The 24,063-nt window shown below is 47.6% G+C and carries 24 protein-coding genes; 14 read left to right on the top strand and 10 right to left on the bottom strand.

Annotated elements, in window-relative coordinates; all coding sequences use genetic code 11:
- Positions 1-447, top strand: a complete 447-nt coding sequence (locus F6Q11_RS04300) for a DUF1641 domain-containing protein (RefSeq protein ID WP_297026549.1) — start codon at positions 1-3, stop codon at positions 445-447.
- Positions 428-1,261, top strand: coding sequence for a formate dehydrogenase accessory sulfurtransferase FdhD (gene fdhD, locus F6Q11_RS04305; protein WP_297026551.1), 834 nt, complete (start codon positions 428-430; stop codon positions 1,259-1,261). Before F6Q11_RS04300 ends, fdhD begins: the two co-directional genes overlap by 20 nt.
- 21 nt (positions 1,262-1,282) lie before the next feature.
- On the opposite strand, the gene F6Q11_RS04310 is transcribed toward fdhD, so the two are convergent.
- On the bottom strand, positions 1,283-1,777 hold the full coding sequence (locus tag F6Q11_RS04310; RefSeq protein WP_297026553.1) for a hypothetical protein: 495 nt from the start codon (positions 1,775-1,777) through the stop codon (positions 1,283-1,285).
- A 246-nt stretch (positions 1,778-2,023) separates the two neighbouring features.
- Between F6Q11_RS04310 and acs the strand changes: the two genes are divergently transcribed.
- Together acs and F6Q11_RS04320 are read left to right on the top strand one after the other, a co-directional pair.
- Positions 2,024-3,967, top strand: coding sequence for an acetate--CoA ligase (gene acs, locus F6Q11_RS04315; protein ID WP_297026554.1), 1,944 nt, complete (start codon positions 2,024-2,026; stop codon positions 3,965-3,967).
- Positions 3,960-4,565 carry an acetate uptake transporter gene (locus F6Q11_RS04320; protein WP_367119329.1) on the top strand — a complete coding sequence of 202 codons (606 nt, stop codon included), beginning with the start codon at positions 3,960-3,962 and terminating at the stop codon, positions 4,563-4,565. The genes acs and F6Q11_RS04320 overlap by 8 nt, the downstream gene beginning before the upstream one ends.
- A gap of 4 nt (positions 4,566-4,569) precedes the next feature.
- Here the strand turns inward: F6Q11_RS04320 and F6Q11_RS04325 are convergent, their stop codons facing one another.
- From F6Q11_RS04325 to F6Q11_RS04335, 3 genes are all read right to left on the bottom strand, one after another.
- Positions 4,570-5,442: an aldo/keto reductase gene (locus F6Q11_RS04325; RefSeq protein WP_297026558.1), complete on the bottom strand. Its 873-nt coding sequence runs from the start codon at positions 5,440-5,442 to the stop codon at positions 4,570-4,572.
- Positions 5,443-5,532: 90 nt separating this feature from the next.
- Entirely contained in the window at positions 5,533-6,471 is a 939-nt protein-coding gene (locus F6Q11_RS04330; RefSeq protein WP_297026560.1) for a hypothetical protein, read from the bottom strand.
- A 189-nt stretch (positions 6,472-6,660) separates the two neighbouring features.
- Entirely contained in the window at positions 6,661-6,870 is a 210-nt protein-coding gene (locus F6Q11_RS04335; protein ID WP_297026562.1) for a hypothetical protein, read from the bottom strand.
- Positions 6,871-7,006: 136 nt separating this feature from the next.
- On the opposite strand from F6Q11_RS04335, the gene F6Q11_RS04340 reads away from it, so the two are divergent.
- From F6Q11_RS04340 to F6Q11_RS04360, 5 genes are all read left to right on the top strand, one after another.
- A complete protein-coding gene (locus tag F6Q11_RS04340; RefSeq protein WP_297026564.1) occupies positions 7,007-7,987 on the top strand; it encodes a sulfite exporter TauE/SafE family protein in 981 nt (326 codons plus the stop codon).
- Entirely contained in the window at positions 7,984-8,373 is a 390-nt protein-coding gene (locus F6Q11_RS04345; protein WP_297026566.1) for a DUF1634 domain-containing protein, read from the top strand. The genes F6Q11_RS04340 and F6Q11_RS04345 overlap by 4 nt, the downstream gene beginning before the upstream one ends.
- A 107-nt stretch (positions 8,374-8,480) precedes the next feature.
- Positions 8,481-9,935 carry an NAD(P)-dependent oxidoreductase gene (locus F6Q11_RS04350; RefSeq protein WP_297026568.1) on the top strand — a complete coding sequence of 485 codons (1,455 nt, stop codon included), beginning with the start codon at positions 8,481-8,483 and terminating at the stop codon, positions 9,933-9,935.
- A 156-nt stretch (positions 9,936-10,091) separates the two neighbouring features.
- Positions 10,092-11,303, top strand: coding sequence for a 2,3-bisphosphoglycerate-independent phosphoglycerate mutase (locus F6Q11_RS04355; RefSeq protein ID WP_297026570.1), 1,212 nt, complete (start codon positions 10,092-10,094; stop codon positions 11,301-11,303).
- Positions 11,304-11,351: 48 nt separating this feature from the next.
- Positions 11,352-11,888, top strand: a complete 537-nt coding sequence (locus tag F6Q11_RS04360) for a hypothetical protein (RefSeq protein WP_297026572.1) — start codon at positions 11,352-11,354, stop codon at positions 11,886-11,888.
- Here F6Q11_RS04360 and F6Q11_RS04365 read toward each other — a convergent pair.
- Positions 11,883-12,344, bottom strand: a complete 462-nt coding sequence (locus F6Q11_RS04365; protein ID WP_297026574.1) for a MarR family winged helix-turn-helix transcriptional regulator — start codon at positions 12,342-12,344, stop codon at positions 11,883-11,885. The two genes, F6Q11_RS04360 and F6Q11_RS04365, sit on opposite strands and share 6 nt — an antisense overlap.
- Positions 12,341-14,086 (bottom strand): MFS transporter, encoded by a 1,746-nt coding sequence (locus tag F6Q11_RS04370; RefSeq protein WP_297026576.1) that lies wholly within the window; start codon positions 14,084-14,086, stop codon positions 12,341-12,343. Before F6Q11_RS04370 ends, F6Q11_RS04365 begins: the two co-directional genes overlap by 4 nt.
- Before the next feature lie 96 nt (positions 14,087-14,182).
- Between F6Q11_RS04370 and F6Q11_RS04375 the strand changes: the two genes are divergently transcribed.
- Together F6Q11_RS04375 and F6Q11_RS04380 are read left to right on the top strand one after the other, a co-directional pair.
- The gene (locus tag F6Q11_RS04375) at positions 14,183-14,704 is read left to right on the top strand and encodes a hypothetical protein (RefSeq protein ID WP_297026578.1); all 522 of its coding nucleotides are present in this window, start codon (positions 14,183-14,185) and stop codon (positions 14,702-14,704) included.
- A 416-nt stretch (positions 14,705-15,120) separates the two neighbouring features.
- Positions 15,121-15,519, top strand: a complete 399-nt coding sequence (locus F6Q11_RS04380; protein ID WP_297026580.1) for a hypothetical protein — start codon at positions 15,121-15,123, stop codon at positions 15,517-15,519.
- A 53-nt stretch (positions 15,520-15,572) separates the two neighbouring features.
- Here the strand turns inward: F6Q11_RS04380 and F6Q11_RS04385 are convergent, their stop codons facing one another.
- The 3 genes from F6Q11_RS04385 to F6Q11_RS04395 all read right to left on the bottom strand — a co-directional run bounded on the left by F6Q11_RS04385 (position 15,573) and on the right by F6Q11_RS04395 (position 18,782).
- Positions 15,573-16,097, bottom strand: coding sequence for a Holliday junction resolvase-like protein (locus F6Q11_RS04385; protein WP_297026581.1), 525 nt, complete (start codon positions 16,095-16,097; stop codon positions 15,573-15,575).
- Between the two features lie 67 nt (positions 16,098-16,164).
- Complete coding sequence (locus tag F6Q11_RS04390) at positions 16,165-17,424, bottom strand: hydroxymethylglutaryl-CoA reductase, degradative (RefSeq protein ID WP_297026583.1); 1,260 nt, start codon at positions 17,422-17,424, stop codon at positions 16,165-16,167.
- A 140-nt stretch (positions 17,425-17,564) separates the two neighbouring features.
- Positions 17,565-18,782, bottom strand: coding sequence for an MFS transporter (locus F6Q11_RS04395; RefSeq protein WP_297026585.1), 1,218 nt, complete (start codon positions 18,780-18,782; stop codon positions 17,565-17,567).
- A 194-nt stretch (positions 18,783-18,976) separates the two neighbouring features.
- Between F6Q11_RS04395 and F6Q11_RS04400 the strand changes: the two genes are divergently transcribed.
- The 3 genes from F6Q11_RS04400 to F6Q11_RS04410 are packed head-to-tail and all read left to right on the top strand — an operon-like array spanning position 18,977 to position 23,232.
- The gene (locus F6Q11_RS04400) at positions 18,977-19,879 is read left to right on the top strand and encodes a dihydroorotate dehydrogenase (protein ID WP_297026587.1); all 903 of its coding nucleotides are present in this window, start codon (positions 18,977-18,979) and stop codon (positions 19,877-19,879) included.
- Positions 19,876-20,628 (top strand): dihydroorotate dehydrogenase electron transfer subunit, encoded by a 753-nt coding sequence (locus F6Q11_RS04405; RefSeq protein ID WP_297026589.1) that lies wholly within the window; start codon positions 19,876-19,878, stop codon positions 20,626-20,628. Before F6Q11_RS04400 ends, F6Q11_RS04405 begins: the two co-directional genes overlap by 4 nt.
- 51 nt (positions 20,629-20,679) lie before the next feature.
- Complete coding sequence (locus tag F6Q11_RS04410) at positions 20,680-23,232, top strand: tetratricopeptide repeat protein (RefSeq protein ID WP_297026591.1); 2,553 nt, start codon at positions 20,680-20,682, stop codon at positions 23,230-23,232.
- Here F6Q11_RS04410 and F6Q11_RS04415 read toward each other — a convergent pair.
- A complete protein-coding gene (locus F6Q11_RS04415; protein WP_297026593.1) occupies positions 23,165-24,025 on the bottom strand; it encodes a hypothetical protein in 861 nt (286 codons plus the stop codon). The genes F6Q11_RS04410 and F6Q11_RS04415 overlap by 68 nt on opposite strands.
- Between the last annotated feature and the right edge of the window lie 38 nt (positions 24,026-24,063).

Genomic DNA, 24,063 nt, shown 5'->3' on the forward strand with positions numbered 1-24,063 from the left:
ATGGCCAGAAAAATAGAATACGCTATGGCGGGTAAGGATCAGCAGGATGATGAAAAAGAGGAGGCATTGGAGGATCTTCTGGATCTTGTGAGGGCTCTTAAGAGTTCAGGCCTCCTGGACATGATAAAGGCAATGGCGGAGAGGAAGAATGACATAATGTCCATACTGGCGAAGGAAGCCTCAGAGGAGAGAAACAGGAGACTCCTTCAGAACGTACTTCTGATCTACACCATGCTAAGTTCGCTTGACACTGAGATACTGAACAATATAGCTCATGGCGTAGAGGACGCACTGAACGGCTCCAGGCAGCAGAGGGAACACGGTGGACTCAGCCTCATCAAGGTCAACGCTATGATGAAGAGCCCGGAGGTTGCAGCGGGCATACGCGTACTGTTCTCAATTATAGGATCTCTCGGCGGAGGGAAGGATGAAAATGGAGGTAAATGAGGGCGCGTTCGGTTCCTCAAGAACCGGAGTTGTCTCATACCGCAGAAGCGTCGGTTTCATAGCCTCTTCTGACAGCCTGGCTGTTGAAGAGCCACTTGCAATAGACGTGGTCGGGCCAGACCTGAAGGTGGAAAGGGTCGGTGCTATAATGCGCACTCCCGTTATGGATCGCTATCTGGTTGCAGGCTTTCTGTATTCTGAAGGCTTCATATCTGGTGCTTCAGACATAAAAAGCATCGATGGCATCGGCGAGGACGGGATATCTCACCATAACCATGCCACCGTTGCGATAAGGAACAGTATAGGATTCAGAGTCAACTCCAGACTTGTGAATTCCGCATGCGGAGTGTGCGGGAGATCAACGATCGCAGACCTCCTGATACGACATCGAAGGATAGAAACTGACGCAAGAATCGATGCTAAAACCATTCTGGATCTGCCATCAGAGATGAACAGATTGCAGAACCTCTTCTTGATAACTGGTGGGGTGCACGCGGCGGCTCTGTTCGATCTCGACGGCGACATTCGCGAAGTATGCGAGGATATAGGAAGGCACAACGCGGTGGACAAGATCATCGGATACACGCTGATGGAGCATGAGAATACGGAAAACCGCGTGATCATGGTATCGGGCCGTGCTGGCTTCGAGATCGTTGAGAAGGCTTTCATAGCAGGCTTCCCCATCGTCGTCTCCGTTTCAGCGCCCTCCAGCCTCGCTGTTCAGGTGGCTGAGTCCGTCGGCATAACGCTGGTATGCTTTGTGAGGGAAAACAGGTTCACAGTCTATTCCCATCCTGACCGAGTAATACCCTGATGGTGGGGCATCTCCTGGCGATCATTCATTGTTTCTGGGGACAGGATTTGCCTTCTTCAGAAAGACGATGGAATGCCCCATGTAGTCAAGGCATTCTCCGTCCGACCCGCAGTATATATCGAGGGGGTCTGCCTTGATCTTCTTTCCAGTCACCGCGTCATGCTGCATGGCGTCCATCATGTCCTGGGCCGATATCATCTCCCAGTAAATCTTGGAATCCTTCCTGTAAAGGAGAAAGCCCCTGACCTCCATGAATGGTTCCTTCTTCTTTGGATGCACCTCATCAGTCATCGATCTCAGCACAGCTGAAACGTATCCGACCTTCCCCACGGAATCCTTTATATATTCCCATACATCAAAAACATCGTTGTTGAAATCCATCACCAATATCCTCCTTCCGCTGCGGATCAGGTGAACTCTCCTGTGGTTCTTTCCAGCCATGACCGTCAGCCATGCCTCATCGTAGACATCCCTTGAAATCTCGGATCGGAAGGATCTTATTCCTGTATGCGCCATCTTATCGAACCCATATCTTGATCGGGTTAAAAATCGTTATTGCCGAAGCACATGAAATGGCATGATCTTCTTCGATTACATTCTTAAGTATGAAAAATGGAAGATCAAGGCTGATCAACTGGCTGCGTTAAATTTATTGATAGTTTGAATTGCTATAATATATGCAAATTTTTATACATACATCATATTAGATCTTATTATAACTTAATTTCAAAATATATAAATACATGCTGTACATGATAACGCATGGAAGGTGAAAAGGGAACATTACCCATGGGTGAGGTTTACAACCCGGGGATGAATGCCTACAACGAAATATACAGGAGATCGCTTGAGGATTCGGAGAATTTCTGGGCCAAACAGGCTGAGATACTGACATGGTATTCGAAATGGAACAAGATCCTGGATGATTCCAGGAAGCCGTTCTACAGATGGTTTGTCGGCGGAAAGCTCAATGTATCGTACAACGCAGTTGATCGCCATCTCGAACAGCACAGGAGAAACAAGGCAGCCTACATATGGGTTGGTGAAAATGGAGAGGAGAAGATCGTAACATACGATGGGCTATACAGGAGGATAAACAATCTTGCAAAGGCACTTCTGAACCTTGGCATAAAAAAGGGGGACAGGATAGTGCTCTATCTTCCAATGATAATAGAGGCTCCAGTGGCTATGCTCGCAGCCGCTAGGATAGGTGCTGTTTTCTCATTTGTATTTGCCGGTTTTGGTGCTGGTGCGCTCGCGGAGAGGATCAACGACTCAAAGGCGGTGCTGCTCATAACGGCGGATGGCGGCTTCAGAAACGGTAAGATCGTGGAACTTAAGAAGATAGCAGATGAAGCTCTTGAGATGACCTCAACTGTAAGAAACGTCATAGTGATAAAGCATGCAAAGAATGAAGTGAACATGGCCGAGGACCGGGACATCTGGTACCATGAGATCGTCGGGGATTCTTATGCATACGTGGAACCGGAACACATGGACGCAAACGATCCGCTCTTCATACTCTACACCTCCGGAACGACCGGGAAACCAAAGGGTGCTGTGCACAGCACGGGAGGATACTCCGTATGGGTCGCAAACACCCTTAAATGGGCCTTCAATCCAGACGAGGATGACAGGTGGTGGTGCGCAGCAGATATTGGATGGATAACGGGCCACAGCTATATCGTCTTTGCACCTCTCATACTCGGACTTACGAGCATAATGTACGAGGGATCTATAACGTACCCAGAACCAGACAGGCTATGGGATATCATAGAGAAATACCGCGTTAACATCCTTTACACGTCTCCGACCGCCATAAGGACGCTGATGAAGTTCGGGGAAAAATACCCGCAGAAGCATGACCTTAGCACGCTGAAGGTTCTGGGTACCGTTGGCGAACCGATAAATCCAGCGGCATGGAAGTGGTACTACGAGGTCATAGGTAACTCCAGATGCCCCATCATAGATACCTACTGGCAGACCGAAACGGGCGGATTCATGATAGCGCCGCAGAGGGGGCTTGGGCTGCCGCCGCTGAAGCCCGGATCTGCAACCTTCCCGCTACCAGGCGTGGATCCAGCAATACTTGATGATGCGGGGAAGGATGTGCGGACAGGTGAAAAGGGCTATATAGTATTCAGAAGACCATGGCCTGGCATGCTCATGACGGTTAACAACGACGATGAACGCTATGTGAAAACGTACTTCTCAAAGTTCCCTGGATACTATTACTGCGGTGATTATGCCGTAAAGGATGATGACGGATACTACTGGCTCCTCGGAAGATCGGATGAGGTAATGAACGTCTCTGGACATCGCCTGGGCACAATCGAGATCGAGGACGCGATCGTTGCAACCGGACTTGCGGTCGAAGCTGCAGTCTTTGGAAAGCCGGATCCAGTGAAGGGCGAGGCCATATCTGCGTTCGTCGTGCCAAAGGACATGAATGCAGACAGGCATGAACTAATATCAGAGATACGAAAGAGGATAAGAGCCGACCTGGGCCCAATATATGTACCGGATGAGATAAGACTGGTCAAGTTGCTTCCAAAGACCAGGAGCGGAAAGATCATGAGGAGGGTCGTGAAGGCTGTGGCTCTTAACCAGATACCTGGAGATCTAACGACGCTGGAGGATTCTACCTCCGTTGACGAGATCAGGAGCGCCATTGAAGCCTTCAAGGAAGAAGCAGGGGGTGAGTGAGACGGTGGAGAACGTTTTTGGGAAGGTCATAGGCGCAGATCCCGCACCGCTTGGACTTGCCGGTTTCGCGTTCACCACCTTCCTTCTGAGCTTCATAAATGCTGGTCTGATACCTTCTTCCGGCGTGAATGTGGTACTGCCTCTTGCATTCGCCTACGGGGGCCTTGCTCAGCTTATCACAGGATCATGGGAGATGCGCAGGGGGAACACGTTCGGATTCACGGCCTTCACGAGCTACGGTTCCTTCTGGATGTTCTACGCATTGATGGTTCTATTCGTAGACCTCCACATTATTACGTCGCTACCGGCAATTGCTGTTGGCTGGGCATTGATCCTGTGGGGCATATTCACGCTTTACATGTGGGGCGGTGCAATGATGGCTTCTGTCTCTCTGAACTTGACCTTTCTCTTTCTCTTCCTTGCATTCTTCATGCTGGGGATGGGTGCAATATACTCTTCCACCGTCCTGACCCATGCAGGGGGATACCTTGGAATACTAACAGCCCTATTCGCCGCGTACACAAGCTTTGCAATAATTATAAATTCAATGAAACCTGGAACAATACCTGTTGGACCAGGCCTGTTCAGAAAAAATTGAAGAATCATGTACTGAATATTTGCTTCAGTCTATTTATTTCATCCTCAGACAGTGTATATTTCACACTTTCAATGTTTTCTATTACGTGATCTGGATTTGAAGCTCTCGGTATGGGAAAGACGTTGCTGTTGGCCTCCATCAGATAGCTCAATGCTATCTGCGAGGCCCTTATTCCTGGGTACCTTTTCCTGAGATCGGTAAGGAGATCTGAGGGATAAGCGTCATCTCTCACCAGATCGCCATGTTCCAGAGGATACCATGAAAGTATGGCCATTCCATTCTTCTCAGCGAACGGTATAATATCCCTCTCTGGAATCCTGTGCTTCAGGCTATAATGAATCTGATTGCTCACTATATCATACTTTTTCATAAGGCCCAATGCGTCTTTCAGCTGACGAAGGTTAAAGTTGCTTACCCCTATATACCTCACAAGACCATCATCCACCAGCTTCTCCATCGCCCTGAGGGTCCCCTCCATGTTGCCAACCGGTGATGGGAAGTGGATCTGGTAGAGATCGATGTATTTCATATTGAGCCTCTTCAGGCTCCTCCTGCACGCCTTGATCGCGGAATCGTAGGACATATGCGTTATCCATACCTTCGTAGCTATGAACAGACTGCTCCTGTCGAAACCTTCTATTGCCCTGGCCACCAAGTCCTCGCTGCCGTATACCTCGGCGGTATCAATCAGTGTGACGCCATTTTCCACCGCCGTCCTGATGGCCCTTACCTTACCCTCTGGATCAGACCTTTTGCCGAACCTAGCCAGAAACATCCAGCCAACGTCATAATACGTCCCAACGCCTATCCTTGAAACTTTCTCGCCCGTCTTTCCGAATTCCCTGAGTTCCATCCTGTAGCTAAGCGAATCTTCCATTTTAATCTTCATCATTTCCGTTGGCGATGCTTTTTATCCCGCACAGGTTTTCATATCCAGTCGATTTGCCTGGAACAGGACAAGTTCCATCTATCTTCCTGAATGGGATCTGGCAGATGCAAACGATGAACCTGCATATATCCCTGTGAATATCAGCAGTATAGTGAAGGCAAGCGATATGGAGACTGTGGATATGGAGGTGGTGCCGAAACCGAATAGATAATTCCATCCAACGTTCTTTGTAACTCCGGCGAGTGATGAGACAGGCAGCCCAGCAATGGCATCGGATATCATCAATATGCCAAGCAGAACGTTGCCTGCAGCCAGTGCGTAGAGGGATGATGTCCTTAAGCCTGAGGATCCCAACAATGAGATGACGAACATAACTATGGAAAGTATGAGATAGACAACCAGTCCGAGCCAATGGTCATAGGCAGCTGTGAAAAGTATATGATCAAATACTATGAGATATATCGAAGTGGCTGCTGTTATTACAAAAGATAAGAACCTGATAACGAAGGCATATCCAGAGAAGAATATTGCAAAGAGAACAAGGAATACTATGAACAGTGCTATGGATAAACCACCAACCACGAAAGGAACGTAGTTAACGTGCACAGCAGGTGTCACCGGAGGTGGAGATGAAACAGTCGCATTCGTAACATCGATTGTCAGTGTTGCCGGGGACGACGATGGATCATCTCCTGTTGCACTTATTTCCACGGTGTACGTACCGGGAGCAACGGTTCTCGCCACGACAACCGTTGCTGTGCCTGAGAACGGAGGATCACCTGAACTGTCGCTGAATGATACTGTTATACCTGACGGAGCAGATACTGAAATTTGAGTTCCCCAGGTTGATCCTGATATCAGGTTTACCTTGTAATTGAACGATCCGGACGAACCTGCTGGCACAGTTACGCCCGTCGGAGTAACTGAGATCGAACTTGTTCCAGAGGCAGCAAATGCACTTGCAGGTATCATAAGTGATATCATCAAAACCGCAAGGATGATTAACGAGGTTTTCATAATATTTAAACTAAATATGACAATATAAAAAATATGTTCTAATAATTATTATAAACTATTATAACATATAAAAATGAAAAGACACTCCTGAATGTTGAATTATCCAAGAGAAATCGCAATGAGATACGTGGTGAAATTATCCTAGCTCCGTACCAGCAGCATCTTATCATTTCGCGCCGCAGGAGGATCTCATAGATTGAAGTGCCTGAGTATGTTTCCCGCCTCATCGAAATAATATACGGTGGCCCGGTCCTCGTTTCTGACCTTGTACTTGACTATTATTGAATATTCTTTTAAAGTATCATCATGTTTAAGAGAATCCACTCCCAAGATCTTCAGGTCAGAATAGCGCTTCTTGAGATCATCAGTTATCTTCAATACAGCCTCGTCCATATCCATGGCACTCTATTCTGTCATGATAATTAACATTTTGTGTCGTATTCTTGTCATTATATAATTGAATAATAACGATTCTGTTCAAATGGTTAGCCGATAACGAGAAACAATTTATAAAAAAAAGGTGATATCGCTTCGTATGTTAACAATCATTGAGATCATCGTCAGATTCCTCTCCATAGTGGTCGGTGCCTTCATAGCCGGTCTCATCGGTTCCCTCACCGGTCTTGGAGGCGGTACCGTCCTTGTCCCTGTCCTGACATTGTTTTACGGCATACCAATCGTTTACGCCACCGGTGCGAGCCTGATATCAACCATAGCTACCAGCGCTGGATCGGCCAGCGCATATGCAAAGGAAAAGATAGCAAACATAAGGCTTGGTGTTGGGCTAGAGGTTGCCACAACGACGGGTGCAATTGTTGGATCGCTGACCGCCGTATTCATCTACGACCATCACCTATCATGGCTCATATACGTTATATTCGGTTTCGTACTGCTTGGATCTCTCGTGCCAACAATCCAGCGTGGAAAGTACGAGATACCGAAGATGCTTAAACCTGACTGGACCACGCGGATATTTCAGCTTTCCGGATCCTATTACGATGCTCGGCTCCACAGGAACGTTGAGTACTCTGGGGTAAGATGGTGGCTGGGCGAGATCATAATGTTCTTCGCAGGCATGATATCCGGTCTGCTTGGGATAGGCAGCGGTGCTCTGAAGGTACTGGGAATGGACTGGGCAATAAACCTGCCCATGAAGGTCACTACGACATCTAGCAACTTCATGATAGGCATTACTGCTGCAACCGGAAGCTCCATATACTGGTATGCAGGCTACATACAGCCCTTCATAGCCGCGGCCACTGCCATCGGTGTCCTCATTGGTGCATTTCTTGGCGCGAAGATACTTGTTCGCATTACAAACAGGAGCATCAGATGGATATTCTTCGCCATACTGATGTTCCTCGGCATACAGATGGTTCTCAAGGGCTTCTACATAATAAAGGTCATACTGATCTCGCCATACACACAGTTCGCAATATCAACCGTGATATCCATAATAGCCATAATAATAATGTATCGTGTGATGAAGAGAATAGAGGAAAAGGGTGATGCATGATGCGCTTCGATCGTGATCTTGCAATAAGCTATGCGCTGAGGATCGGCGTCTCCATAAGCATGTTCTTCATCATATTCGGCGTTCTCCTCATATTCATAAAGAACGGTGGATCTGGATACACGCTGGCGCAGATAGCAAGTTACAACCCGCAGCTGAAGGTCAATTCTAAATACATCTATCTCGGGCTCATACCAGAGGGCCTGGTCGATCTTGACGGCATATTCTTCATAGCCACCGGCCTGTGGGTCCTAGTGTTCACCCCCATAACCAGCGTTATCATTGCTCTGATCTCGTTCTATCTCACGAAGAACAGGTTATACATAGCATTGAGCATCATAGTGCTCTTCAACCTGTTCTTTGCCATGCTGGTGGTTCCGCACATATGAGGTGGACGTGATGGAAAAAATCATCGTGTCATACATGCCCATCAAATTGTTCGCCGGCACTAAAGAATGTTTTATTAGTCAAGTTAAGATAGCAAAGGTGTGATCCCATGCTGAGTTTTGAAAGAGTCCGGATTAAAAAGGCGGACCCCGCGGAGAGGTCTAAGACCTTCGATGTAGAACCCCTGGACAACTATACGGATGAAGAAGCGATGGCAGAGGCCAGCAGGTGCCTAGGATGCAATATGTGCTCAGCAGCATGCCCTGCAAGCCTTGATATATCGGGCTACATAAGAAGCACAGCGGCAGGTGATCCGGCTCAGACCGTGAGGATCATAATGGAAACTCTTCCGTTTCCCGCGATAATAGGGAGGGTCTGCACCCACATGTGCGAGGATGTCTGCGTTATGTACGATGGCGGTGGGCCTATAGCCATAAGGCACCTGAAGAGGTACGCCGCCGACAAATTCGATGATTACGGCCAGATCCTCAGGCCACAGAAGAGGAAGTTCATTGGCAAGAAGGTTGCAGTTATAGGTGGTGGGCCAGCTGGCCTGACCGTCGCATACTACCTGAGCCTCCAGGGCGTGAAGGTTACCCTGTTCGAGGAGAGACCTGCACTGGGCGGCTTCATGAAGACAGGCATACCAAGATACCGGCTGCCGCAGAGCGTCCTAGACAAGGAGATAGGCTATGTTGTATCTCGCGGCGTGGACGTTAAGTTAAACACAAAGGTTGGGAGAGATATATCCTTCGATCAGATCATGAAGGAATACGATGCCGTTTTCCTTGGCGTCGGGAATCACAAGCCAAGAATGACGGGTACACCCGGTAGCGATGCACCCAACGTGATGCATGCAACTGAATTCCTCGAGCGCGTCAGCTTTGGGGAAAAGATAGATGTTGGGGATACTGTCGCGGTCATAGGAGGCGGCTTCACGGCAAACGATTCGGCCAGAACCTCGCTGCGGCTTGGAGCAAAGCATGTATACATAATGTACAGGAGGAGAGACGTTGATCGACCAGGCTATCCCAGCATGAACGCGGATGAGGAGATGGAGGAAGCCGAGGAGGAGAAGGTTGAATACGTCTGGGAAGTCACGCCATTCGAATACGTGAAGGAGAATGGAAGGGTCGTTGCCATGAAGTACTGGATGAACGAGATGGTCAAGGAGGGCAAAGGCAGGGCTAAACCAGTTCCCATAAAAGATAAGGTCTACACAATAAAGGTGGACATGGTTATAGAAGCCACCGGACAGGAAACTGATTATTCATTCCTGGGAGATTACGTGAAGAAACTGAGGCTCAACTCTCACGGCGAACCAATACTGGATCAGAACGGCATGACCTCAATAGAAGGGGTATTCTCTGGTGGTGATTCCACCAACCCTAACAGAGACCTCATAAGCGCGGTCAGGGATGGAGATATAGCGGTTCAGGGCATCCTGAAGTACCTGAACGTCATGGATCAGGTGTCATACGACGATCTGCCCATCCTGGATAGGTTCAAGCCGTATTCGTACACGGCCGCGCAGGAAGCCTATACTGGCAGGGGCCTGATCTGAATAGATCCAGCACCCATACACCTTTATAAACATTTTGAGGGCGAGACTGCCATATGTATATATTTTTATTATTTTTTATAGTATTAGGCTTATATATATCCTGATGACTGTATCCAACCATCACCCTTTATATCGAGAACGCAAATCATTTGTTTGATGAAGAGCATCATACTCATAGTGCTTGATGGCGTTGGTGACAGGCCGGGAAAGGATCTTCAGGGAAGAACCCCGCTGCAGGCGGCATACAGACCCAACCTGAACTGGATCGCGTCGCATGGAATAAATGGGATAATGCATCCAATATCCGCCGGTATAAGGTGTGGATCAGACACATCCCACATGTCCCTACTCGGGTACGATCCTAAGGTCTATTATCCTGGAAGAGGGCCCTTCGAAGCGCTGGGACTTGGGATGGACATACAGTCAGGGGATCTCGCTTTCAGGGCCAACTTTGCCACGAGCAGGGATGGTGTCATAATAGATAGGCGGGCCGGAAGAGAGAACAGAGGCAACGAAGACCTTGCCAGATCCATCAGCATAGACATGGGAGAATACAGGTTCAGGGTTCGAAGTGGTGTTGAACACCGTGCTGCCCTTGTTGTCTCTGGACCTGACCTATCAGATAGGATTGGCGATTCCGATCCACACAGGGAGGGGCTTCCCCCGGAGAGGATAAGGCCAACCGATCCGTCAGGAAACAGGACTGCAGATGTCATGAACGCCTATCTGGATGAGGCTAGACGCATCCTATCAGATCATGAAGTGAACAGGGAACGAATGAAGAATGGCAGACTACCCGGAAACGAACTTCTGGTCAGGAGTGCTGGAAAGGTGCCTGACATACCATCATTCTGGGAAAAGAACCATATGAAGGGGGCCTGCGTTGTTGGAAGCCCCTGGCTTAAGGGTCTGTGCAGGCTATTGAAGATGGATGTCTTCGATGTACCTGGCGCAACTGGTACCATCGGATCAAATTATAGCGGCAAGATTGAGAAGGCGTCTGCCTTGGCGGAAAACCATGACTTTGTCCTTGTAAATATAAAGGCTACAGACGTAGCCGGGCATGATGGAAACTACCTTCTCAAAAGGGATGTTATAGAGGACATAGACATGGCGATGGAGCCCCTTAAATCAATCGGCGACAGATCCGTGGTATGCATAACCGGTGATCACAGCACGCCATGCTCCTTCAGGGATCATTCGGGCGATCCTGTGCCCGTGGTCTTTTTCACCGATGGTGTCCTGAACGATGGTGTCCACCTTTTTGACGAATTTTCATCGGCAAAAGGATCACTGCGTATCACTAGCTATAATGTCATGGACATATTAATGCAGCTTGCTGGAAGATCTGAGAAATTTGGATCATGATCTGTGGCGATAGATAAACTAAAATACTTTCTTTGTTTTTGTCAGACAATGGCATATTCAATGAGTGGTGTAAAAGAGGATGTCCTGCACGATAAAAATCTGTATTCCCTGTACGCTGGATTTGCATACATGCTCCTCTTTTCTGTCATACTATGGTGGCTCCCAGTTGCCGGGCCAGCCATTGCGGGATACCTAGGAGGAAGGAAATCTGGAAACATGAAGAACAGCTTCATAGCGTCACTCGCCGTTTCCGGGCTGTTCATAATAGCAACGGTTATGCTGTATCCATTCAGGACTGGAGTTCTATCAGTTGTGGATCGATACGTCAGCTACGGGATACTCCCATTGTCTACTTCCGGAGTTGTTTCAGTTTCCAACTTCGCAACATACCTCTATTCCTATGCCGGTATAATATACACCTTCTTCGTAATGATCCCGTCATCAGTGGCCATACTCATAGCGTTCTCTCTCACGGGAGGCTTCGTCTCATCCTTGAAAAATGGTGAAGATCCAACTGTGGAAGTTCAAAAGGTAAAGGAAGATGAAGAAATAGATAAGGAAGATAGCAAATACGATTACCTATAGCTGACCGGTTTCCTCCGGAGTACTCCTGTTGAGGGTCTCTTCCATCTTCTTCAGCAGCTTGGTGAATTCCTCTATCTCATCGTCGGTGAAGTTGCTCAGAGATTCCCTTAGAAAATTGATGTAGATGCGGTGGCTTTCAGCCAGAACCTCGCGTCCCCTTTCAGTTATCTCCACGTTGACCACACGTCTATCAACAGCATTCCTTGCCCTCATGATATAGCCCCTGTTCTCAAGGTCATCTAGGACTCCAGTGATCCAGGCTGGAGTGACGAAGTTCATCTCCGCAAGCCTATTGACGCTGGAATTCTCCTCAGATAGATGGTATAGTATCCGTACCTCTATGGGCTTGAGCTGTGTGACTTGGAGGCTGTCCTCCATCCTCTTTTTTCCAAGTACGTAGACCCTGGCGAAGTGGCGCCAGATCTCCATGAGCATATCGCAGTCTTCGCCGATCATTTCTTACCATCCCTCATTACCTCAAGCTGCGAGGAGACCTTCGCCTCTGCTGCCTGCTGCATCTTTTCCCCCAATTCCACGCCCTCGCCATACACGAACCTCTTTCCCCTGAATGCGGATAGCAGCGCAGCGATCACAAGTATGCCGGCTCCGGCATAGAAGGATGCGTGGAGCGCCTTCATGAACGCAGGTGCTAGGGCCAGCGGAAACCAGTGCGTACCCTCAAGTATCGCGAGCGATGATGGACTTATCAGCGATGAAAACGACGACGGCAGAAGTCCAAGTATCGTTGCCATCGGGTTGTAGCCAAGGAATGCTGAGAAGAGGGCTGATGTTGCGGGTATTTTATCGAAGACAGGTATCAGGACAGAGGCACCTGCGGCCGCAAGAGCCGTGTTGAAGGAAGAGGCAAGATAGGAAGTAAGCGTTATCAGGACTATGGAGAAGAAAATACCCATGCTAGCTGTCTGGCCGGTGTTCTGCAACGTAGCCCTCATCCCCGACCCTGTGCCACGGTAGTGAGGCGGCAGTGAGTTCATCACTGCTGTTATGTTTGGCGCTCCGAAGAGACCCATGCCTGATCCCATCATGAAGAGGGTTGCGGCAAAGGGCGGATAGCTGAAATTGTACGGGAAGAGGGTCAGCAGTATGAACGCAACCGCGCTGACACTCATACCGAGTGTGGTCAGGAATCTAGCTCCAATCTTATCTGACAGGGCACCACTTATCGGACCGAATAGCACGAATCCAGCCATCATCGGTATCGTGTATATACCTGCCCAGAACGGAACGGAGGCGTAGGAATAGCCATGGAGTGGCAGCCATATTCCCTGCAGCAGTATGATGACCATGAACATGACACCTCCCATCCCCATCGACTGGAAGAATCCGGCGAAGTTGCCGAAGGTGAAACCCCTGTACCTGAAGAGATGCATGTTGAACATTGGCTGATCCACGTGCAGCTCTATGAATGGAAAGGCAACAAGCATCGCAGCACCGGAGATCATAGAAGCGAGTACCCATGGGTTAGTCCAGCCCATGCTTGAAGACCCGTATGGCATAAGACCATACGTTATACCTATGAGTATCAATGTTAGGCCCGCAGCGAACGTCACATTTCCCGGCACATCGATCTTCTCATCTTTCCTCCTCACAGACTGATCCTTTAGCTTCAGGTATGACCATATGGTGCCAAGGGCACCGACCGGAACGCTCACCAGGAAAACGTAGCGCCAGTTAATCGTGGCGAGGATTCCACCCAGTATCAGGCCTATCAGCGATCCAGCGAGACCGGCGATCTGGTTTATACCCATGGCCTTTCCCCTCTCATTGGACGGGAAGGCATCCGTTATTATTGCTGCGGAATTCGCAAATAAAAATGAAGCACCGATGGCCTGTATCATCCTGAACACTATCAGGTAGAAGGCGGCCGATGTACCATGGCCGGGCGTTAGAAAGAGCAGTATTGATCCGACCGTGAATATGGCGAAACCAAAGTTGAAAAGACGAACCCTCCCGTAAATATCCGAGAGCCTGCCGACGGTCACCAGCAGCACAGCGGTGACAACCATATAGCCCATCAGTATCCAGAGCAGGTACTGGAACGATGATGGCAGGAATGGGTTCAGATGTATACCCCTGAATATTGCTGGGAGGGATATCATCATTATTGTACCATTTATTGAAGCCATTAGGACCCCAATGGTTGTGTTGGAAAGTGCAACCCACTTGTACTGAACCATGAGGGTGAATTGAGAGCCATTATAAATACTTAATCAATTAATTATTTGCTAATTAATTATTGGAAAACATTTTATATGTATATTAAATTCAGGCTTATGCTTTCAAAAAGTGCAAGCATAGCCATAAGCGTTGTCGCCCTAATAATATTTGTGGGCCTGGCATACGAAGTCACAGGCCATTCATCATCATCAACCTCGGTAAGCATATCTGGAAGCATGACCGTAAAGCCGGATCTGACTCCACCTTTGCAGATTAAGGCTAACAATACAACGTATCCAGTCTACTTCTTAACTCCTGGCACGAAGAGCATAGAGCTGAACTTCACCTTAAACTCAACAACCGATCCCGTCTACGTATACGATATAGCTCCGCTGAATAAGAACGCCTATCTGTGGCAAAACATAACCTACTTCAACACAACCGGAAACTACTTGGAGATAACAAATGCCACACAGGCTCCACAGATTTACAGCGTAACCTTGTATGTGAATACGTCTCTGATAAGCTCCATGGAGCCTGACACGCCCTACGCAGACACAATACTGTTCATTTCAGCAGGCGGTACGTCCAGCTATTTCGTCATACTGCTTATGGTGCCGGGCGAAGGACCACTTTGAGGCATGAACATTGAATATAACAAGAAGCCCAGCTTGTCCAAAGAAAAGCGGTTTGGCCATCGAGGATAATACCTATTTCCCTATACATTAACAATATCTATTATTGAAATTTGATCTCTTATGGATACTTAAGGATTCTAAAACTATCCCGTATTTTTTAACGTTAACATCGCAAAACGAAAGGACATATCGTATACTGTTTCCATACATGATTATAGTATTCATCCGATCTGGAAGCATTAAGAGTCCAGTGGCCATGGCATAATTGACACCGCATGTCGTGCACAATGGTGAATAAGGCCGCATAAATGTTCATGAAAATACCAGAATTTATGCCCTCGTCTATTCATCCAATCTGAATATTTATGTCAAATAATAACAGTTAACTTTTTATATATGTACAAATTTTATTATCAATGCCAGAACGCTTTGTGGAAATGATCAGGGATGATAACGGCAGAATGGTTGTCAGGATACCCGTAGAAACTGCGAGCTATGCAAATCTGCAGGGAAGTGGAGATGAGTACCTGCTCATCCATCTGGTGAAGGTATTCGATCCTCAGCTGAAACTACCAACACATAGCATCAACGAGAAGGCCATTTGCAGGACCGTGACCTTTAAGGACAGGAGAGGCTATGATCACCTAGGGCTAGAAATCCCAAAGGAACTTGTAAATGACTACAGCATAAAGGCAGGAGAATACATAGAGGCTGTGATAGAGCATGCCGTGCTCAGAGATAAGATCGCTGCGGTTTATCCCAATCTAGAGATACTAAATCAGTACCCATATTGGTGGAGAAAGATCGGCCAGTGATATCATATCAGTCAAGATCTTCGGCCGCATTATAACTGAAGACAAATATATCATCACTCAACCTGGTCTATCGCCGAATCTATCCGCAGAATCTCGAATGAAACCTTTGATGCGTTTATGGCATCCATCACGCTCTTTTCACGATCCGTCATCCTCGCATTGCCGGTTTTAACCTCGATAAAAACTATGGAGTCTATGCGGCCTGAATCCAGCCCGTTGAAAACGATGAGATCTATGGGTGTGCCTATGAACCTCACGTCCTTGGGATTATACTTGAAGTTTGGAAAGAAGGGGGCAAGCTGCTCCGAAATCTTTCCTACGACGACTTCCCTGCTTTTCTGAACTGATTCTTTCCTCGCCTCCTCTATGCGCTTATCCAGCTCCTCCTTCATCTTCTGCGCCTCATCGCGCATGGCCATGGCATCATTTATGGTACGCGTTGCATTCTGCAGGGTCGTCTGTATTTCAGCATCCTTGGCTGCAAGTTTCCTCTGAAGCGACCTGGCCTCTAGATAGAGCAAGATGATGACGATTAGAAGAATTAGCGTAAGAACGCCAAAAAATATCAATACGGACATATCTGTCCATAGTTTACATCTGAATTTATAGGTATCGCCTGAGCGGCCTCATCGAACGATATGCATTTCACCTTTTCTTTCGTATCTCATCGAGTATCCTCTGGGCATTGGTCATGGATATGTTCTTCTCCTCTATCATCCTTGAAACCACCTGATCGATCTCATCACCCACGGCGCCAATGGATATGGCTATGTTCCTTGAGTGAAGCTCCATGTGCCCCCTCTGGATCCCTTCGGTGGCCAATGCTCGCAGAGCTGCGAAGTTCTGAGCCAGCCCAACAGCAGCAAGCACGCCGGAAAATTCCCTTGCATCCCTTACACCGAGGATCTTCATTGCTATCCTTGCCTTGTCTATGCTTCTTGTTGTACCCCCTACGGTTCCAACTGCTATTGGTATCTCTATGCTTCCAACGAGATCTCCATTCTTATCCTTTTCATATCTGGCCAGCGGGCCATAGCCATACATTGCTACATAGGAATGAGCGTTTGCCTCCGCGGATCTCCAGTCATTCATCGTGGCGATCAGAACCGCATCTACCCCATTCATTATGCCCTTGTTATTAGTTGCTGCTCGGTAGATATCCACTGCAGCCATATGATAGGCATCCATTATGCTATCCACAGCCTCCTCGCCTATAACCTCCTTCGGAAATACGGCCGATGCATATGCTATCCTGTTCTTTGTCAGGTTGCTCAGTATCCTGAGGTTGACACGGCCTCCCGTTATCCTTGCTATCTCCGGTGCTATGTACTCGCACATGCTGTTTATCACGTTTGCCCCCATGGCGTCCCGCACGTCCACTATCAGATGCACGATCATCATCCTGTACGGATACTCGAATATCTGAACCTCGATATCCTTCGCGCCAGCATTCATGGAGGACAGCGTTTTGCTCCTGGTATTGGCCATCTCTATGATCCTCTGCTTTGATTCAAGTAAAGCAATCTTAGCACTGTATGGAGCCGGAACATCAAGAACCTGTATCTCCCCGATCATTATCGGATCCGTGGCAAAGGCCCTGAATCCACCCCTCTTCCTGGCCACCTTTGCTGCGTTAGATGCTGCAGCCACCACAGATGGCTCTTCGATGGCCATCGGTATGAGATAATCCCTATCATTTATCCTGAAATTCACAGCTATGCCCATGGGCATCTCTATCGTCGTTATGACGTTCTCTATTATCTTGTCCGCCTTCTCTATGGGCAGCGAACCGTTCTTCTTTAGTATCGATATTTCATCGTCGGTCAGATCGGAGAACTCCTTCACAAACTGTATTCGTTCGTCCACCGACAGCTTGTAAAATCCAGATACATCCGAGGTCTTCATGAATATTGATATTCAAATGCTATAAAAGAATGTCGGGGAACCATCTCCTCCGATGATAGGGAACCATGATTCCATCATATTTGCTCTACATATCTATGACGGTATACAACCACATAATGATGTGATATTTTGCCGGCCAATCAGTTGGGTATCGTCACGGATCTTTGACGTCTTATTGCTATTCCATTTCTGATTGATTCATAGGATATGTAGGCCATCGGTGCGATCATCACCAGCATCGCGATTCGGATTGTGGCTATCTGTGCTATGTATCCAAACGCGGCCGGAAGCGCGAGGTTCAGTATGTTGAATATTATATTGAAAGTCGCAAATGCTATGGATACCTCCGATTTCTGAACCGAGGACGAGACGCTCATGGTGGCGATGGGATATATGGAACCATGCGGGAATCCCAGGAGTACCATGGAAAAGACGAATTCTAATGGATTCCTGCTCAGCGTCAGGGCTATGAATCCCGCGATTGTGAAAGCCAGTGAGACGAACATCAGCCTGTACCTGTTTTCAGGAGGCCTGAATGACATAGCCAGCCGTGTTATCATCGAAACAAAGAAGAAGGAGGTCAGCGCATAGAAGAAAAGTGCCGGTGAAAGGCCGGAGTAATATTTAGCGATGAGGCTTCCGTACGTCATGATTATCACAAACGGGAAGGAATAGGTCAGGTTGCCGAAGAATCCAAAGTTGAAACCGCTGTTCCTGAAGAGCTTCGGTATTGTCCTGATTATTGTCGAGGTGGATATGCTCCTCCTCTGGTTTCCGTCGTCTATCTTCAGCCTTGCTGCCAGTACCATCATCAGCAGTGCGGAAACCAGGGGCACAGGGAAGAAATAAATGAACAAATCCCTCACAGATACGGATATGGATGAAAGAAGGAAGCCCTGCATGAAAGTACCCGCTATCAGGCTTATGGATAGCGCGGACGTATAGAAACCGAGGACATTGTCTCTTATATCCTCATATGCAAGGGATATGAGTGTGAGCAGGAGCGGTGGGACGAGCCCCATCGATAGACCATCGACTGCAGCTATGGCCGCAACCTCCCATATATTCCTGGCGAGATAGAACAGAGGCAGCGAAATTGCCATCACAAACAGGGATGCCGCTATCGAAATCGATATCCTCGAGGCCCTTATCCTGCCATTGAGGAACAGGTTCGCCAAGAGGCCAGTAACGGCATACATCACAACAGGAAGCGCGGTAAGAAACGTAGATGCCAGCAGGGTGAACTTTGCCAGTACCGGTATCGACGTCATGAGCATGTTTGTGGTCATCCTCATGGTGAACGTAACGGCAAGTATGAGCAGTATTGAAATTACAGCAGACTTTGAGAATTTTGACATATTTGCGATCCCGGGTATTGCATCGTGAAAAATATAGTTTTCTCTTAAAATATTGATGTCTAAATATTTGTCCCTGGTTTGATTTATTTCAATTTTATCAGAGCTATCAGAATCCCATGTCAAATCTTTTCATTCCGTCATTCTCATCGTGCTATAAGAAAAGCATTTAGATATGTGCATGCCGTAACCTCTTGATGGCTGATCTGTCAACGTCAGTGGCAGGCATCAGGCTGGAAAATCCTCTGATGCTGGCGTCTGGAATCCTGGATGAGAATGGATACACAATGCTGGACGTAATTGCGAATGGGGCCGCAGCTGTTGTCACGAAGTCCATAGGACTGGAGGAGAGGAACGGATATTCCGCGCCCATAATAGTGGAATATGGCGACAGCCTGATAAATGCGGTTGGTCTCTCAAATCCCGGAATAGACAACTTCGCCGATGAGATTAGAATAGCAAAGAAGGCCGGCAGACCAGTTATAGGGAGCATATTTGCCTCTGATGCAGAATCCTTTACGAAGCTCGGCATGAAGATGCAGGAATACGGATGCGATGCCGTAGAACTGAATCTCAGCTGCCCTCATGTGAAGGGTTTCGGACTCGAGGTGGGATCGGACCCTGATCTTGTTGAGGAGATCGTCACAGAACTGAAATCAAAGATAAAAGTACCTGTTTTCGCAAAGCTGAGTCCCAATGTATCCGATATGATAGAGATAGCAAAGGCCGCTGAGAAGGCAGACGCTTATGTTCTCATAAATACGGTTAAGGCTATGAAGATCGATATAAGGGCCAGGTCCCCGATCCTGACCAACGTATATGGCGGATTATCCGGCCCAGCCATTAAACCGGTCGGTATCAGGTACGTCTACGAAGTCAAGAAGGAGACAGGGAAAGAGATAATAGGCGTGGGCGGCATCACGACCTATGAGGACGCCATAGAATACATAATGGCAGGTGCCTCTGCTGTGCAGATCGGTACTGCACTTTACACGAAGGGCAAGTCCATTTTCCGCGATGTAGCCTCGAAGATGAACACATTCATGGATGATGAGGGCTTCAGCCGCATACAGGACATGGTGGGGGTGGCAATAAGATGATCAAGATCGTTGCCGAGAAGGTCAGGGATGAGGCAAAGAACGTAAGAACGATCTTCTTCAGGTGGGATCAGGAGGTGAGGGCAGGACAGTTCATCATGGTATGGCTGCCAGGCCTTGGAGAGATCCCGATGTCCCTGTCCTACATTGGAACGCCGAAAGCGATAACCGTGAAGGCCTATGGCAGTGTCTCACAGGCACTTGTTGATATGCAGCCTGGGCAGGAATTCTATATAAGGGGCCCGTATGGGAATGGCTTCCAGATCGATCCTGGAAGGAAACTGTTGATAGGCGGCGGATCGGGTATGGCCTCCCTGCTTCCGATAGCAGATTCCGAGACAGACGCGATCATATCCGCAAAAACCAAGGACGAGCTCATATTCACGGATCGCTTTCCAGAAAACAGGATCTTCATAGCCACGGATGATGGAAGTGCGGGCTTCCATGGGTTTCCTCATGAACTTCTGGATAAACTGGATGTATCCGTTTACAGAAAGATATATGTGTGTGGGCCTGAACCTATGCTGTACAGGGTAATGCAGAAACTCAGCGACCTGAATGCCAGCGCAGAATTCTCGCTTGAACGCACAATGAAGTGTGGTATCGGCATCTGTGACTCCTGTTCTGTTGGTGGCCTTCAGGTGTGCAAGCAGGGACCGGTGTTCACCATAGAACAGCTCAGGGGCAACCCAGAGTTTGGGATATCAAGAACAACGTATTCCGGCAAGAGGGTCTTCCTCAATATGAAATGAAATCTTGATCGAAGGAAGAAAGCTTTAATTCAAAACTGCAAATTGAGAGCTATGGAAAAGGCCCTAACGATCAAGGAGATACCTGATTTTATAATATCAACCATACAGAAGGGGTCCTCTTCGTATATCCTCGTTGGAGACAGCTTCATAGGAAAAAAAGAGACGGTGGATGCGGTACTCAAATCTCTGGAGAGAATGGATTATCAGGTGATTTCAGAGATGGCCCCGCCAATGGGAGAATTATACAGGAATCAGACCGTGAATTCCATAATGGATAAGATAACAGGAACGCAGGAGAACAGGGGAAAGGACGAGGTCATAAGGGAATACGATGAGTTCGTCAGGAACAACAAGAAGAAGATAGCCGTGGCGATATACGGAATGGAAAAGCTCACCATCGAATCCAAGAATATACTTCTCTACATGTGCAGGGCCAGCAGGGGCAGAGGCATTGTCTTTATCGGAACATACAGCGTAGACGAGGCCGAGGATTACGATAGATTTATCAATTTCATTGCGAGCGAGGATTACATAAACATCCTGAAGGTTGAGAAGCCTGGGCTTGATGACATCATGTTTCTTACGAAGAAGATGGGATACAAGCTTCCAGAAAACTTCGTGAAGGAGATAGCCAGGATCACCAATTTCAACGTAGATAATTTCCGTTATGCACTAAGATACTACCGCGACCTTGGACTCATAAATGACAAAAACGAGATAAACGAGGTATCCTTCCGTTATTTCCCCGTACCTCCAACCACCGAGATATACTATGATCGCATGCTTAAGAGTCTCACTGCCACGCAGAAAACCATGATGCAGATAATGGCGATGATTGGTAGGGAACTGAAGCTGGAGGATCTCGCTTCCCTGATGGGAATTTCAAAGTCCTCGTTGCTAGAGATCATAAAGCCCCTTGAGGCCTCAGGCATGATAAGGTTCGCGGCGGGTATGGTGAGGTACGACAGCGAGAAATTGAAGCAACTGGTTGCAAGATCCATGTCGGAATCAGATCGTGAATACGCAATAGAGAAGATGATGGAAACTGATTTCTTCAAAACTCTCAACGAGGCTCAGAGGATACACATACTGAGGCAGGGCGACAGGATTGAAGATATAATGAAGATCATAGAGGCCTCTGGTGAAAGGATAGTGGATCTGTACAGCTCCGTTGATGAGGCCATCGAAGACCTTGAGTATGTTTTCGGAAAGATCGATCATTCACCATCAAGATACGTTCTGTGCCATGCCTACTACAGGAAAGGTGATCTTGAACGTGCCCTGGAATGCTACGAAGAGGTTGGCAGTGACAGCCTTCCCATAGTCCTTGACATGTCCAGCATACTCATAGCAAGGGGCGAGTATGATAAAGCAGATATGCTGCTGAACAGTATGTCTGGGAGATCTAGAGATGAGAAGGAGGACGTTGCCATCAAATATAAAAGGTCATCGATACTTTACAGACGCGGAAAATACGATGAGGCCAGGGATCTGCTCAACACTGTACTGTCCATGTCCAGGAAACTCGGAATCAAGGAGATTGAAGCTGGTGCGCTAAACCTACTTGGTGGAATAGACATGGCAGAATACAGGTACAGCGACGCCCTTAAAAAATACGGCGATGCTCTTGAGATCAACAGGGCAATCGGGAACTACGGTGAGATCGCAAGAAACCTCAACAACATATCCCTGATAGATGTGTACACCGGCAAGTACGATCAGGCCATAAGCACACTTAAGGAACTGATAGAGCACACATACACAACTGGAGACCTCATTTCGAGGCTCTATGCAATCTACAACCTTTCAGAGATCTATTACGTGATAGGCCATCAGGAGTATGCCGAAGGATACATACCGCTCATGCTTAGGATACTTGATGTAACGGGAGAAAAACGTGCTGCCTATCATATACACAGATTCCTTGCTCTTTATTACACAGGGCTCCTGGATTTCAAATTGGCCAGGAAATACGCAGAGATGGCTGCTGAGGAGGGAGCAAACGATGAGCAGTCCTCAATGGGGAGTATCTTCACGCAGATAATATCAGGACTCGTAGATGGCAGTTCTAAGATTGCGGATGAGGATATAGAAAAGAATGTCTACAGAGATGATTACGCGAGCATCTTCTACATAGCAGTTTCCTATCATTTCTTCCTCAGGGGAGATAACGATAGGGCGATCAGATACATGGAAAAGGCAGAGCAGGCCGCATACCATATGAACATACCGTACGAAATAATAAACACGGCTTTCCACAGGGCTTTGATGTTCATATTCACCGATAATATGGAGATATTCAGAGAATACTTCACCAGAATGCCGAAACCACCAACAAATCTCGAATACTACGATGAGTGCTACTCAATATTCGATAATATATATCGTGGGAACAAAGATGGGCTCATATCTTCAAGGTATCGCATCATAGAGGAGGATCATCTCAATGGATCGCTGAAAGCCATACTCCCAATGCTTCTTAACGCATTCGCACTTTACAAATTCGCGGGCAGGGACGAGGATCTGAGGCACATAATCAGCGTGACACCTGAACCATTTGTGGAACCTCTGAAGAAGCTAACACATTACTCTCAGACTCAATGATGATCCTGGCTATGCTCTTTTCAAGAAAACCAACATTTGTGGCCATATCAAGCGCCTGAAGGCTTCTTTCCTTAAGGCGCATTAAGTGGTATCTGACACACATGACAAATGGATCCTTCTGCGCCTCTGTCTGCCTGTAAAATTCAATGAATTTTTCCACCATGAATTTCCTGTAGATTTCCGTCTGTCCCATGCGCATCATGTCGAGGAAGGCATCGCCGATCCTGCCTCTGGACAGCATGTAGAAGGATCTGCTATTTCCGGTCAGCCTTTGAAGATCTTTGTCCATCTTATCGAAGTGCGATGTGTATAATCCATCCCTTATATTCTCCGGAATCCTGTCGGATACGATCTTGTTTACTATGTTTTCTGGCTCCATGTTCATTATGGTCTTTCCATAGGTATCCTTGAGAAACCTGACCGATTCATAGAACCTCTGTGCATAGGCATCAGGAAACCTGAGCCCATCGTCCTGTTTTTCCGATGTGGCTATATGGTCTATCGAAGGCATTATATCAGCCATGGCAAGAACGTCCCCATTCCTCATGTCGCCGATGAGATGCCACAGGCGCATTGACAGGCTGTCAGGAAACCTTGAGACCGCGTAATCTGCGGTTTTCCTGAGCTCATCAAATCTTTCGGATCTGTAAAGGATGGACATCTTATAATAGAAAAGAACCTGATCCTCTTTCTGCATGAGCAGATCGTCTATGGTGCGCATCGCCTCTCCATATCTCTTAAGCGTTATCAGAATACGCACCCTTTGCAGCCGGTCATAATATGGATCAGACACAGATGCAAATAATTTCCATTAGTAAATAGATTCCCTGC

It is taken from the genome of Thermoplasma sp., from assembly GCF_008709555.1.
Lineage (GTDB): Archaea > Thermoplasmatota > Thermoplasmata > Thermoplasmatales > Thermoplasmataceae > Thermoplasma.

Excerpts from the sequence above, each read along its gene's own strand:
- F6Q11_RS04300 (WP_297026549.1), top strand. The coding sequence starts at position 1 with ATGGCCAGAAAAATAGAATACGCTATGGCGGGTAAGGATCAGCAGGAT.
- fdhD (WP_297026551.1), top strand. The coding sequence starts at position 428 with ATGAAAATGGAGGTAAATGAGGGCGCGTTCGGTTCCTCAAGAACCGGA.
- F6Q11_RS04310 (WP_297026553.1), bottom strand. The coding sequence starts at position 1,777 with ATGGCGCATACAGGAATAAGATCCTTCCGATCCGAGATTTCAAGGGAT.
- acs (WP_297026554.1), top strand. The coding sequence starts at position 2,024 with ATGGAAGGTGAAAAGGGAACATTACCCATGGGTGAGGTTTACAACCCG.
- F6Q11_RS04325 (WP_297026558.1), bottom strand. The coding sequence starts at position 5,442 with ATGGAAGATTCGCTTAGCTACAGGATGGAACTCAGGGAATTCGGAAAG.
- F6Q11_RS04330 (WP_297026560.1), bottom strand. The coding sequence starts at position 6,471 with ATGAAAACCTCGTTAATCATCCTTGCGGTTTTGATGATATCACTTATG.
- F6Q11_RS04335 (WP_297026562.1), bottom strand. The coding sequence starts at position 6,870 with ATGGATATGGACGAGGCTGTATTGAAGATAACTGATGATCTCAAGAAG.
- F6Q11_RS04340 (WP_297026564.1), top strand. The coding sequence starts at position 7,007 with ATGTTAACAATCATTGAGATCATCGTCAGATTCCTCTCCATAGTGGTC.
- F6Q11_RS04345 (WP_297026566.1), top strand. The coding sequence starts at position 7,984 with ATGATGCGCTTCGATCGTGATCTTGCAATAAGCTATGCGCTGAGGATC.
- F6Q11_RS04350 (WP_297026568.1), top strand. The coding sequence starts at position 8,481 with ATGCTGAGTTTTGAAAGAGTCCGGATTAAAAAGGCGGACCCCGCGGAG.
- F6Q11_RS04355 (WP_297026570.1), top strand. The coding sequence starts at position 10,092 with ATGAAGAGCATCATACTCATAGTGCTTGATGGCGTTGGTGACAGGCCG.
- F6Q11_RS04360 (WP_297026572.1), top strand. The coding sequence starts at position 11,352 with ATGGCATATTCAATGAGTGGTGTAAAAGAGGATGTCCTGCACGATAAA.
- F6Q11_RS04365 (WP_297026574.1), bottom strand. The coding sequence starts at position 12,344 with ATGATCGGCGAAGACTGCGATATGCTCATGGAGATCTGGCGCCACTTC.
- F6Q11_RS04370 (WP_297026576.1), bottom strand. The coding sequence starts at position 14,086 with ATGGTTCAGTACAAGTGGGTTGCACTTTCCAACACAACCATTGGGGTC.
- F6Q11_RS04375 (WP_297026578.1), top strand. The coding sequence starts at position 14,183 with ATGCTTTCAAAAAGTGCAAGCATAGCCATAAGCGTTGTCGCCCTAATA.
- F6Q11_RS04380 (WP_297026580.1), top strand. The coding sequence starts at position 15,121 with ATGCCAGAACGCTTTGTGGAAATGATCAGGGATGATAACGGCAGAATG.
- F6Q11_RS04385 (WP_297026581.1), bottom strand. The coding sequence starts at position 16,097 with ATGTCCGTATTGATATTTTTTGGCGTTCTTACGCTAATTCTTCTAATC.
- F6Q11_RS04390 (WP_297026583.1), bottom strand. The coding sequence starts at position 17,424 with ATGAAGACCTCGGATGTATCTGGATTTTACAAGCTGTCGGTGGACGAA.
- F6Q11_RS04395 (WP_297026585.1), bottom strand. The coding sequence starts at position 18,782 with ATGTCAAAATTCTCAAAGTCTGCTGTAATTTCAATACTGCTCATACTT.
- F6Q11_RS04400 (WP_297026587.1), top strand. The coding sequence starts at position 18,977 with ATGGCTGATCTGTCAACGTCAGTGGCAGGCATCAGGCTGGAAAATCCT.
- F6Q11_RS04405 (WP_297026589.1), top strand. The coding sequence starts at position 19,876 with ATGATCAAGATCGTTGCCGAGAAGGTCAGGGATGAGGCAAAGAACGTA.
- F6Q11_RS04410 (WP_297026591.1), top strand. The coding sequence starts at position 20,680 with ATGGAAAAGGCCCTAACGATCAAGGAGATACCTGATTTTATAATATCA.